Genomic DNA, 11,720 nt, shown 5'->3' with positions numbered 1-11,720 from the left:
CGAGACCTTATTCTTGTTAACGGTACTTCGCATCGGCCGCGCGAGCGGCGGCGATGTCGGCCTCGTAGCGGTCGCCCACTGCCAGCAGCATCTCTTTCGTGTAGTAGAGATCGCCACGCTTTTCGCCGTGGTATTCCAGCACGTGGGTCTCGACGATCGAGTCGACCGGGCAGGACTCTTCGCAGAAGCCGCAGAAGATGCACTTGGTCAGGTCGATGTCGTAGCGCGTGGTGCGGCGGGTGCCGTCCTCGCGCTGCGCCGATTCGATCGTGATCGCCATCGCCGGGCAGACTGCTTCGCACAGCTTGCAGGCGATGCAGCGCTCTTCCCCGTTCGGGTAGCGGCGCAGTGCGTGCAAACCGCGGAAGCGGTTCGACATCGGGGTCTTCTCTTCCGGATACTGCACGGTGATCTTGCGCGACAAGGCGTAGCGGCCCGTCAGGGCCAGCCCCTTGAACAGTTCGGACAGCATCAGGCTGCCGAGGATATCTTTAATTCGGTTCATTTGAATGTGCTTCCTTACTTCCAGATATTCCAGGACGTCTGCATGACGCCGGCGACCAGCACCAGCCACACCAGCGTGATTGGAATGAACACTTTCCAGCCCAGGCGCATGATCTGGTCATAGCGGTAACGCGGGAAGGTGCCGCGGACCCAGATCATCAGGGACACCAGCAGGAACATCTTCAGGAACAGCCAGAAGAAGCCGCCGAAGGCGCCGCCGAATTCCAGGAAGGAGAACGGTGCGTGCCAGCCGCCGAGGAACATGATCGATGCCAGGGTCGCGATCAGGATCATGTTGGCGTATTCGGCCAGCATGAACATCGCGTAGGACATGCCCGAGTACTCGACCATGTGGCCGGCGACGATCTCCGACTCGCCTTCCACCACGTCGAACGGGTGGCGGTTACATTCGGCCAGGCCCGAGATGAAGTAGATGGCGAACAGCGGCAGCAGCGGCAGCCAGTTCCACGACAGGAAGTTCAGACCATTGCTCGCGGCCATGCCGACGGCCTGGCCGGCGACGATGTCCGAGAAGTTCAGGCTGCCCGAAACCATCAGCACGACGACCATCACGAAGCCCATCGGGATTTCGTAGGAAATCATTTGGGCCGAGGCGCGCATCGCGCCCATGAAGGCGTACTTCGAGTTCGAGGCCCAGCCGGCGATGATGATGCCGTACACCTCGATCGAGGTGATCGCCAGCAGCAGCAGCAAACCGGCGTTGACGTTGGCCAGCGCGGCGTCCGGGCCGAAAGGCACGACCGCCCAGGCAGCCAGCGCCGGCATGATCGTCATGATCGGGCCCAGCACGAACAGCTTGGTGGTGGCCTTGGTCGGGATGACGATTTCCTTGAGCAGCAGCTTGACCGCATCGGCGATCGGCTGCAGCAGGCCGCCGGGGCCGACGCGGTTCGGGCCGACGCGGATCTGGATCCAGCCGATCAGCTTGCGTTCCCACAGGGTCGCGTAGGCGACCAGGCCCATCAGCGGCAGCAGCACGCAGAGGATCTTGGCCACAGTCCAGGCCAGCGGCCAGACCGGACCCAGCAGCGATTCGCCGCCGGTGTAGATGTTATCGATAAAACCGGGCGTTGCCATTACTTGCCCTCCCCTGCTTTTTCAACGTTGATGGCGCCAAACATTGCGCCGAGAGTTGCGGTTGCCGGATGCGCGGCGGCCACGCGCACGACGTTCGCCGGCAGGCGGGCGTCGATGTCGGCGACCAGCAGCGCGCTGCCGTTGCCTTGCGTGACCTTGACGACGTCGCCGGCCTTCACGCCCAGGCGCTCGGCCAGGGCTTTCGGCAGGCGGGCCAGCGGCTGCTGGCCGTCGGCCGTGCGCAGCAGCGGCTCGGAGCGGCGCGCGATGGCGTCGGCGAAGTAGATCGGCACGTCGGCGATACGCTGGATTGCGCCCTGCTCTTCCGAGCGCGAAGCTGCCATTGGTGCCAGTTTCGCCACGTTGTTCAGCTTGCCCGAGAGGTCGGTGACGCCCTTGCCCAGCGCTTCGTCGCGGATCGATTCGGCGGTGTCGTAGTCGAATCCTTGCAGGCCGAGCAGGTTGCCCAGCACGCGCAGCACTTTCCAGGCCGGACGGGTCTCGCCCAGCGGCTTGACGGTGCCGTTGAAGCTCTGTGCACGGCCTTCGCAGTTCACGAAAGTACCGGCGGTCTCGGTAAACGGCGAGATCGGCAGCAGCACGTCGGCGTAGTCGAAGCCATGCTTGAACGGCGACATGGCGACGACCATTTCGGCGCCGGCCAGCGCGGCAACAGCCTGCTGCGGGTTCGCGGCATCGAGTTCCGGCTCGGCGTTAAGCAAGACATAAGCCTTCTTCGGTACGCTGAACAGGTCGGTGTTCGTGGTCGCGCCTACCAGGTAGCCGCCGACGGTGTTGGCCGCTTCCACGAAGGAGCCGAACTTGGCGCCGGTCGCGTTGGCGATCCACTGTGCGGCAGCGTGGATCTTCGACGCTTCAGGGTGGTGCGCAGCAGCGTTGCCCAGCAGGACGGCGCCCGGAACGTCGCCGTCGATGGCGGCGAGCGAGGCAGCGATGGCTTTCGCCACGTCGCCGGCCTGCACGTTCTCGAAGCCCGCAGGGGCGGCGATGTCCTTGGCGGCGGCGACAGCCGACACGACTTCCGACAGCACGGCCAGCCAGTCGCTTGGTGCGGCGATCAGTTTGTTGCTTGTGGGGATCAGGTTGTCTTCGTCCGAGCCGTGCAGGATAGCCAGCTTGGCGCCGGCCTTGACTGCGGTACGCAGGCGGGTGGCGACGAGCGGGTGATCCTTGCGCAGGAAGGAACCGATCACGAAGGCGCGCTTGAGGTGCGACAGTTCGGCGATCGGCATGCCCAGCCATGGCGTGACGCTGCCGTCCAGGGCGAAGTCGCTCTGGCGCAGGCGGAAGTCGACGTTGTTCACGCCGAAGCCGCGCATCGCCTTGTTCAGCAGGTACAGCTCTTCCACGGTCGAGTGGGCGGTCGCGACGGCGGCAATGCTGTCGGCGCCATGCTCGTGGCGGATGTTGCGCAGGCCGTGGGCGACGTATTCGAGCGCGGTCTGCCAGTCGGTCTCTTGCCACTGGCCGCCCTGCTTGATCATCGGGTTGATCAGGCGGTCGGCATTGTCCAGCGCCTCGTAGGAGAAGCGGTCCTTGTCCGACAGCCAGCACTCGTTGATGTTCTCGTTTTCCAGCGGCAGCACGCGCATCACTTTACCGCCCTTGACCTGGACGATCAGGTTGGTGCCGAGGGAGTCGTGCGGCGAGACCGACTTGCGGCGCTGCAGTTCCCATGGACGTGCGGAGTAACGGAAAGGCTTGCTGGTCAGCGCGCCGACCGGGCACAGGTCGATCATGTTGCCCGACACTTCCGAGTCGACGGTCTTGCCGACAAAGGTCGTGATTTCCGAGTGCTCGCCGCGGCCCAGCATGCCGAATTCCATCACGCCGGCCACTTCCTGGCCGAAACGCACGCAACGGGTGCACTGGATGCAGCGGCTCATCTCTTCCATCGAGATCAGCGGACCGGCTTCCTTCGGGGTCACGACGCGCTTTTCTTCGTTGTAGCGCGACTCGCCCTTGCCGTAGCCGACGGCCAGATCCTGCAGCTGGCATTCGCCGCCCTGGTCGCAGATCGGGCAATCGAGCGGGTGGTTAATCAGCAGGAACTCCATGACCGACTTCTGCGCGGCCACGGCCTTGTCGCTGTGGGTGCGCACGATCATGCCCGGCGACACTGGCGTGGCGCAGGCAGGCATCGGCTTCGGTGCCTTTTCGACTTCGACCAGGCACATGCGGCAGTTCGCTGCGATCGACAATTTCTTGTGATAGCAGAAGTGCGGGATGTAGGTCCCGAGTTTGTTTGCGGCGTCCATCACCATGGAACCTGGTGCGACTTCGACTTTCTTGCCGTCTAATTCAATTTCAACCATTTGATCGTTACCTGACCTGGCTTAAAGGTATGTGGGCACGAGACATTGCTTGTGCTCGATGTGATGAATGAACTCTTCGCGGAAGTTCTTGATCATGGCTTCCACCGGCATCGCGGCGGCTTCGCCGAGTGCGCAGATGGTGCGGCCCTTGATGTTGAACGCCACGTTGTTCAGCAGCTCGATGTCTTCCGGACGGCCCTGGCCGTTCTCGATGCGGTGGACCATGCGGTACAGCCAGCCGGTGCCTTCACGGCACGGCGTGCACTGGCCGCAGGATTCTTCGTAGTAGAAGTAGGACAGGCGCAGCAGCGACTTGACCATGCAGCGCGTCTCGTCCATGACGATGACGGCGCCCGAACCCAGCATCGAGCCGGCTTTGGCGATCGAGTCGTAGTCCATGTCGGTTTCCATCATGACTTCGCCGCGGATCACGGGAGCCGAGGAACCGCCTGGAATCACGGCCTTGATCTTCTTGCCGCCGCGCATGCCGCCGGCCAGCTCGAGCAGCTTGGCGAACGGCGTGCCCAGCGGGATCTCGTAGTTGCCTGGACGCTCGACGTCGCCCGAGATCGAGAAGATCTTGGTGCCGCCGTTGTTCGGCTTGCCCATGCCCATGTAGTTCTCCGGGCCGACGTTCATGATGAACGGCACGGCCGCGAAGGTCTCGGTGTTGTTGATGGTCGTCGGCTTGCCGTACAGGCCGAACGAGGCCGGGAATGGCGGCTTGAAGCGCGGCTGGCCCTTCTTGCCTTCCAGCGACTCCAGCAGTGCGGTCTCTTCGCCGCAGATGTAGGCGCCGTAGCCGTGGGCAGCGTGCAGCTGGAAATTGAATTCCGAGCCCATGATCTTATCGCCCAGGAAGCCGGCGGCGCGCGCCTCTTCCAGCGCCTCTTCGAAGCGCAGGTATTCCTGGAAGATCTCGCCGTGGATGTAGTTGTAGCCCACGGTGATGCCCATCGCGTAGGCGCCGATGGCCATGCCTTCGATCAGCGCGTGCGGGTTGTAGCGGATGATGTCGCGGTCCTTGAACGTGCCCGGCTCGCCTTCGTCGGTGTTGCAGACGAGGTATTTCTGGCCAGGGAACTGGCGCGGCATGAAGCTCCACTTCAGGCCGGTCGGGAAACCGGCGCCGCCGCGGCCGCGCAGGCCCGAGGCCTTCAGGTCGGCGATGACCTGTTCCTGGGTGATGCCGCCCTCGAGGATACGGCGCAGGGCCGAATACCCGCCGCGCTTGACGTAGTCTTCGAGATGCCAGTTTTCGCCGTTCAGATCCTTCAGGATCAGCGGATTGATGTGACGGTCGTGCAGGCTGGTCATTGCTTGGCTTCCTTCAGTTCCTCAACCAGGGCGTCGATCTTGTCGTTGCTCATGAACGAGCACATGCGGTGGTTGTTCACCAGCATGACCGGCGCATCGCCGCAGGCGCCCATGCACTCGCCTTCCATGACGGTGAACTGGCCATCTTCGGTGGTGCCGCGGAATTCGACGCCGAGTTTTTGCATCAGGTGATGCGCGGCGCGCTCGCCGCCCGACAGCGCGCACGGCAGGTTGGTGCACACGGTGATCTTGTGCTTGCCGACCGGGCGGATGTTGTACATGTTGTAGAAGGTCGCCACTTCCTGCACGGCGATGGCCGGCATGCCGATGTAGTCGGCGACTTCCTGCATGGTTTCTGGCGACAGCCAGCCCAGTTCGACCTGGGCGTGCGCCAGCGCGGCCATCACGGCGCTCTGGCGCTGGTCGGCCGGGTATTTGGCCAACTCGCGGTCAATCTTTTTATAGCACTGCTCGGATAACAACATAATCTTTTCTGCCTTTCGGACTTATCGGTCAATGGAGCCGAAAACGATGTCTTGGGTGCCGATGATCGTGACGGCGTCGGCGATCATGTGACCACGGGCCATCTCGTCCAGGCTCTGCAGGTGGGCATAGTCCGGGGTACGGATCTTCAGGCGGTACGGCTTGTTGGCGCCGTCCGACACGATATAGATGCCGAACTCGCCCTTCGGGTGCTCGACCGCGGCATAGGCCTCGCCCGGCGGGACGTGGAAGCCTTCGGTGAACAGCTTGAAGTGGTGGATCAGCGATTCCATGTTCGACTTCATCTCTTCGCGCGCAGGCGGGACGATCTTGTGATTGTCGATCATCACCGGGCCCTGGTTCACGCGCAGCCAGTTAATGCACTGCTTGATGATGCGGTTCGACTGGCGCATTTCTTCCACGCGCACCAGGTAGCGGTCGTAGGAGTCGCCGTTGGTGCCGACCGGGATGTCGAACTCGAGCTTGTCGTAGACGGCGTACGGCTGCGTCTTGCGCAGGTCCCAGGCCACGCCCGAACCGCGCAGCATGGCGCCGGTGAAGCCCATCGCCTTCGCGTCTTCCGGCGACACCACGCCGATGCCGACCGTACGCTGCTTCCAGATACGGTTGTCGGTCAGCAGGGTCTCGTATTCGTCGACGTAGCCGTCGAAGCGCTTGGTGAAGGCTTCGATGAAGTCGAGCACCGAACCCTGGCGGTCTTCGTTCAGCTGGGCGATCGCCTTCTTGCTGCGGATGATCGACTCGCGGTGCTGCGGCATGGTGTCCGGCAGGTCGCGGTAGACGCCGCCCGGGCGGTAGTAGGCCGCGTGCATGCGCGCGCCCGAGACGGCTTCATAGACGTCGAACAGGTCTTCGCGGTCGCGGAAGGCGTACAGGAAGGGACCCATGGCGCCGATGTCGAGCGCGTGCGCGCCGAGCCACATCAGGTGGTTCAGCAGGCGGGTGATCTCGTCGAACATGACGCGGATGTACTGCGCGCGGATCGGCGCTTCGATGCCGAGCAGCTTCTCGATCGCCAGCACGTAGCCGTGCTCGTTGCACATCATCGACACGTAGTCGAGGCGGTCCATGTAGGGCACCGACTGCAGGTAGGTGCGGGTCTCGGCCAGCTTCTCGGTGCCGCGGTGCAGCAGGCCGATGTGCGGGTCGGCGCGCTGGATCACTTCGCCGTCGAGTTCCAGCACGAGGCGCAGCACGCCGTGCGCTGCCGGGTGCTGCGGACCAAAGTTCAGGGTGTAATTCTTAAGCTCAGCCATTATTTCATCCCGTAGGTTTCTTCGCGGATCACGCGCGGAATGTTTTCACGCGGCTCGATCGTCACGGGTTGGTAGATCACGCGCTTCTGCTCGGGGTCGTAGCGCATTTCGACATAGCCCGAGATCGGGAAGTCCTTGCGGAACGGGTGGCCGATGAAGCCGTAGTCGGTCAGGATGCGGCGCAGGTCGCCGTGACCGTCGAACAGGATGCCGTACAGGTCGAACGCCTCGCGCTCGTACCAGTTGGCGGCGCGCCAGATGCCGGTGATCGATTCGACGATCGGCATCTCGTCGTCGGGGCAGAACACGCGCACGCGCACGCGCCAGTTGTTCGCCAGCGACAGCAGGTGGCTGGTGACCGCGAAACGCGGGCCGTCCCAGGTGCCTTCGCCGTATTCGGAATAGTCGACGCCGCACAGGTCGATCATTTCTTCGAACGCGAGCGTCGGGTCGTCGCGCAGGATCTGCATCGACCGGAGGTAATCGGCGGCCTTGACCACCACGGTCACTTCGCCGAGCGCAGCGCTAATAGCGGCGCCCTCGCCCAGTGCTTTTTCCAGGGCGAGCTGGAGGACTTCGAGTTTTGTCGTCATGGTGAATCCAGCTTTTTATTAACGCGCGATGGTGTTGGTGCGCTTGATCTTGTTCTGCAGCTGCATGATTCCGTACAGCAGAGCTTCTGCGGTCGGCGGGCAGCCCGGCACGTAGACGTCGACAGGCACGATGCGGTCGCAGCCGCGCACCACCGAGTACGAGTAGTGGTAGTAGCCGCCGCCGTTGGCGCAGGAACCCATCGAGATGACCCAGCGCGGCTCGGCCATCTGGTCGTAGACCTTGCGCAGCGCCGGCGCCATCTTGTTGCACAGGGTGCCGGCGACGATCATCACGTCGGACTGGCGTGGCGATGGGCGGAACACAATGCCGAAGCGGTCGAGGTCATAGCGGGCTGCGCCCACATGCATCATCTCGACCGCGCAACATGCCAGGCCAAACGTCATCGGGAACATCGATCCCGTGCGCGCCCAGTTGATCAGCTTATCGGCTGTGGTGGTAATGAAACCTTCGTTTAGAACGCCTTCATGAATAGCCATGGCTTATTCCCAATCAAGGGCACCTTTCTTCCAGATGTACCAGAACCCGACCACGAACTCGGCGATAAACACCATCATCGTGATGAAGCCGGTCCAACCCAGTTCGCGCATCGAGACGCCCCATGGGAAGAAGAATGCCGTTTCCAGATCAAACAAAATAAAGAGGATCGCGACCAGATAGTACCGGACGTCGAATTTCATGCGAGCGTCTTCGAAGGCTTCGAAGCCGCACTCGTAAGGGGAGAGTTTTGCCGCGTCCGGACGTTGCGGTCCGAGCAGATACCCGAGCACCTGGGGTGCGACGCCGACACCGACGCCAATCAGGATGAAGAGAAGAACGGGGAAGTAATTTTCGAGGTTCACGATGGAGCCTATTTGAACGATCGGTTAATGAAACCACTGCATGCCTGCAGCGCCGTATCGCGCAATCCTGGCCTCGTACTTACACCAGGACCGTACGACTGATCCTCGTGAAAAAGCCAGCTCAGGCATGAGAGCAATTGCTCGTTTGCCCTTGCTGGCTTTTTCTGTATCTTGGTGCCGACGGCGAGACTCGAACTCGCACAGCTTGCGCCACTACCCCCTCAAGATAGCGTGTCTACCAATTTCACCACGTCGGCTGGAGACCAGTATTCTACCCTGCTTTAGCACCTTTTTTCAATGCTCAAATTGATGCATCGCAAGGAAAAACAGGGAATTTCTCAAACTTTCGATCATTGCGTGTTTGAAAACACAGCAAAAGAGGCCTGAGAGCCGGACAAGCACCTAACTGGTGGCGCTGCCGGGGTACTTCAAGAAGGAAATCGACCCGTGGGCCGCCTTCCGCTTACCGCGAGAGGGACGTAGGGTGGACGGCTCTGCCGTCCACGCGCTCAACAGACATCAGCTCAGCCGATTCCGCGAACACCACCGCCCCTCCCTGCCACTATAACTTCACCGAGAGCCAGCCAGGCCAGCTCCCGCATACAACCGAAACGACAAATTACTGCTGGGTAGCCGGAGCCGCCGGTGCCGGAGCAGCCGGAGCAGCAGGCACGGTCTGCGCAGGCGCAGCCGGCACATCGGTTGCCGGTGCGGCCGGCACGCCTGCGGTCGGTGCAGGCACGTCGGTGGTCGTGGTCGTTGCCGGCACGCCGTTCGCAGGCGCCGCCATCCGTTCCATCACGCCGCCGCTCGGTGCGGCGTCGCCGCTGCGGGTGTTGCCCATGTATGCCAGGGCCAGGGTCGAGCCGAAGAAGATGGCCGCGGCGACCGCGGTCGACTTCGACAGGAAGTTCGACGAGCCGCTGGCGCCGAACAGGCTGCCCGACGCGCCGGAGCCGAAAGCGGCACCCATGTCAGCACCCTTGCCGTGTTGCAGCAGCACCAGGGCAATGATGGCCAGCGCGGAGATGACCTGCACGACAATCACAAAATTGGACAACACGTTCATTACAGTTCCATTCCAAGTTTAACTACGTTGCAAATTCTATTCAGACAGCTCAGGCCGCGGCGATGATGGCCAGGAAATCCGCCGCCTTGAGTGCGGCGCCGCCGATCAGGCCGCCATCGATGTCGGCCTGCGCCATCAACTCGAGCGCATTGTCCGGCTTCATGCTGCCGCCGTACAGGATCGCGACCTTCTCGCCCGCCGAGGCATTCCGCTCGCGCAACTGGCTGCGCAGCTGGGCATGCACTTCCTGCGCCATGGCCGGGGTCGCCGTCTTGCCGGTGCCGATCGCCCAGACCGGCTCGTAGGCCACCACGATTCGCTCGATGGCGTTCGCGTCAAGCAGCTCCAGCACGGCAGACAGTTGGCGGCCGACCACCATATTCGTTTGACCTGCCTCGCGCTCGTCCAGCGTTTCGCCGACGCACACGATCGGGGTCAGGCCTGCGCCCAGCGCCGCCAGCGTCTTCTTCGCCACCAGCTCGTCGCCCTCGCCGTGGTAGGCGCGGCGTTCCGAGTGGCCGACGATCACGTAGCTGCACGCAAAATCCGCCAACATCGAGGCTGCCACTTCGCCCGTGTAGGCGCCGCTTGCATGGACCGACACATCCTGCGCACCCCAGGCCAGCTTCGAGCCGGCCAGCGTATCGGCGCATTGCTGCAGGTAGGGAGCCGGCACGCAGACGGCGCAGGTGGCCTTCGCGTTCTCCAGCCCAGCGACAATACCAGCGAGCAGCGTCGCGTTGTTCGCGCGGCTGCCGTTCATCTTCCAGTTACCTACGACGAGTTTGGGACGCATATTACCCCACAGTCAAATAACCCGCTATTCTAGCTGCCGTTCCGGGGACGGTCAAACAAAGGCTGAGCACTCAGTATTAGAAAGACGACAATGGTGTGCTGACGTACGATGAACGCGTGGACGGCAGAGCCGTCCACCCTACCGCCAGCTCAACGTAGGGTGGACGGGTTTCCCGTCCACGCGTTCAACCGCCCGTTGCGCATTTATGCCCTCACACCACCTGCAACACAATCTTCCCCACATGCGTGCTCGACTCCATCAACGCATGCGCCTGTGCCGCCGCCTCCAGCGGAAACACTTGATGGATCACCGGCTTGACCCTGCCGCCCTCGATCAGCGGCCACACCCGCTCGCGCAGGTTGCGGGCGATCGCCGCCTTGAACGCCACCGGCCGCGGCCGCAAGGTCGAGCCGCTGATCGTCAGCCGCCGCCGCAGCACCTGCCCCAGGTCGACATTCGCTTTCGCCCCGCCGAGCAGCGCGATCAGCGCGATGCGCCCGTCGTCCGCCAGGCAATTGATCTCGCGCGCCACGTAGTCGCCCGCCACCATGTCGAGCACCACGTCGACCCCGCGCCCGTCCGTCAGCGATTTGACGACCTCGACGAAATCCTCGGTCTTATAGTTGATGCCGCGCTCGGCCCCCAGCGCCTCGCAGGCGCGGCATTTGTCGTCGCTGCCGGCGGTGGCGAACACCCGGTGCCCCATCGCGGCGGCCAGCTGGATCGCGGTGACGCCGATGCCCGAGGTCCCGCCCTGCACCAGCAGCGTCTCGCCCTCGGCCAGGCCCGCGCGGTCGAACACATTGGTCCACACCGTGAAGAAGGTCTCCGGCAGCGAGGCCGCCTCGACCGCGCTCAGCCCCTGCGGCACCGGCAGGCATTGCGCCAGCGGCGCCGCGCAATACTCGGCGTAGCCGCCGCCCTGCACCAGCGCGCAGACCATGTCGCCCTTGGCGAAACCGCTGCCGGTCAAATCGCCGTCGACGATCTCGCCTGCCACCTCCAGCCCCGGCAAATCGGACGCGCCCGGCGGCACCGGATAGTGGCCGAGGCGCTGCAGCACGTCCGGCCGGTTGATGCCCGCCGCATGCACGCGGATCAGCACCTCGCCCGCCTTCAGTTCGGGCAGCGGACGCTCGCACAGTTGCAGTACCTCGGGCTTGCCGGGCTGGGTGATTTCGATTGCGCGCATGGTTCGGCCTCCGTTGGAAAAAGGACAATTGTACGCCAGCCCACATGGATGCATTTGTTGCCGCAGGGAGAATATATTTCCTATTCCTGTGCTCAAGCGCAAACAAATTCTCTAATGCATGAGCTTTTTGGGGAACTTTAGAGCTAACACAACGAACTCGTCCGTGACCATCTTGTCCGCCCTATTCGCGCCGC

At 63.1% G+C, this 11,720-nt stretch carries 12 protein-coding genes and 1 tRNA gene; all 13 read right to left on the bottom strand.

The window, feature by feature from the left end; genetic code table 11:
• Positions 1–16 precede the first annotated feature (16 nt).
• The 13 genes from nuoI to ACWCIA_RS11865 all read right to left on the bottom strand — a co-directional run bounded on the left by nuoI (position 17) and on the right by ACWCIA_RS11865 (position 11,526).
• On the bottom strand, positions 17–505 hold the full coding sequence (nuoI, locus tag ACWCIA_RS11925) for an NADH-quinone oxidoreductase subunit NuoI (RefSeq protein WP_056333554.1): 489 nt from the start codon (positions 503–505) through the stop codon (positions 17–19).
• Positions 506–519: 14 nt separating this feature from the next.
• Positions 520–1,602, bottom strand: a complete 1,083-nt coding sequence (gene nuoH / locus ACWCIA_RS11920) for an NADH-quinone oxidoreductase subunit NuoH (protein ID WP_454163485.1) — start codon at positions 1,600–1,602, stop codon at positions 520–522.
• Positions 1,602–3,938, bottom strand: coding sequence for an NADH-quinone oxidoreductase subunit NuoG (gene nuoG / locus ACWCIA_RS11915; RefSeq protein ID WP_454163483.1), 2,337 nt, complete (start codon positions 3,936–3,938; stop codon positions 1,602–1,604). Before nuoG ends, nuoH begins: the two co-directional genes overlap by 1 nt.
• A 21-nt stretch (positions 3,939–3,959) precedes the next feature.
• Positions 3,960–5,255, bottom strand: a complete 1,296-nt coding sequence (gene nuoF / locus ACWCIA_RS11910) for an NADH-quinone oxidoreductase subunit NuoF (protein WP_454163481.1) — start codon at positions 5,253–5,255, stop codon at positions 3,960–3,962.
• A complete protein-coding gene (gene nuoE / locus ACWCIA_RS11905) occupies positions 5,252–5,740 on the bottom strand; it encodes an NADH-quinone oxidoreductase subunit NuoE (protein ID WP_454163480.1) in 489 nt (162 codons plus the stop codon). Before nuoE ends, nuoF begins: the two co-directional genes overlap by 4 nt.
• Positions 5,741–5,761: 21 nt before the next feature.
• Positions 5,762–7,015, bottom strand: coding sequence for an NADH-quinone oxidoreductase subunit D (locus ACWCIA_RS11900; protein ID WP_454163478.1), 1,254 nt, complete (start codon positions 7,013–7,015; stop codon positions 5,762–5,764).
• Positions 7,015–7,608, bottom strand: coding sequence for an NADH-quinone oxidoreductase subunit C (locus ACWCIA_RS11895; protein WP_454163476.1), 594 nt, complete (start codon positions 7,606–7,608; stop codon positions 7,015–7,017). Before ACWCIA_RS11895 ends, ACWCIA_RS11900 begins: the two co-directional genes overlap by 1 nt.
• A gap of 18 nt (positions 7,609–7,626) precedes the next feature.
• Positions 7,627–8,106, bottom strand: a complete 480-nt coding sequence (locus ACWCIA_RS11890) for a NuoB/complex I 20 kDa subunit family protein (protein ID WP_056333529.1) — start codon at positions 8,104–8,106, stop codon at positions 7,627–7,629.
• A gap of 3 nt (positions 8,107–8,109) precedes the next feature.
• Positions 8,110–8,469 (bottom strand): NADH-quinone oxidoreductase subunit A, encoded by a 360-nt coding sequence (locus ACWCIA_RS11885; RefSeq protein WP_056336180.1) that lies wholly within the window; start codon positions 8,467–8,469, stop codon positions 8,110–8,112.
• A gap of 172 nt (positions 8,470–8,641) precedes the next feature.
• Positions 8,642–8,726, bottom strand: a tRNA-Leu gene (locus tag ACWCIA_RS11880).
• Between the two features lie 362 nt (positions 8,727–9,088).
• On the bottom strand, positions 9,089–9,538 hold the full coding sequence (secG, locus tag ACWCIA_RS11875) for a preprotein translocase subunit SecG (RefSeq protein WP_454163474.1): 450 nt from the start codon (positions 9,536–9,538) through the stop codon (positions 9,089–9,091).
• A 49-nt stretch (positions 9,539–9,587) separates the two neighbouring features.
• The gene (tpiA, locus tag ACWCIA_RS11870; RefSeq protein WP_454163472.1) at positions 9,588–10,334 is read right to left on the bottom strand and encodes a triose-phosphate isomerase; all 747 of its coding nucleotides are present in this window, start codon (positions 10,332–10,334) and stop codon (positions 9,588–9,590) included.
• Positions 10,335–10,545: 211 nt separating this feature from the next.
• Entirely contained in the window at positions 10,546–11,526 is a 981-nt protein-coding gene (locus tag ACWCIA_RS11865; RefSeq protein ID WP_454163471.1) for an NAD(P)H-quinone oxidoreductase, read from the bottom strand.
• Positions 11,527–11,720 lie beyond the last annotated feature (194 nt).

The sequence above is a fragment of the Massilia sp. SYSU DXS3249 genome (assembly GCF_053668055.1).
Note: the sequence above shows the minus strand (reverse complement) of the source record. Positions and strands in the feature narration are given on the sequence as shown.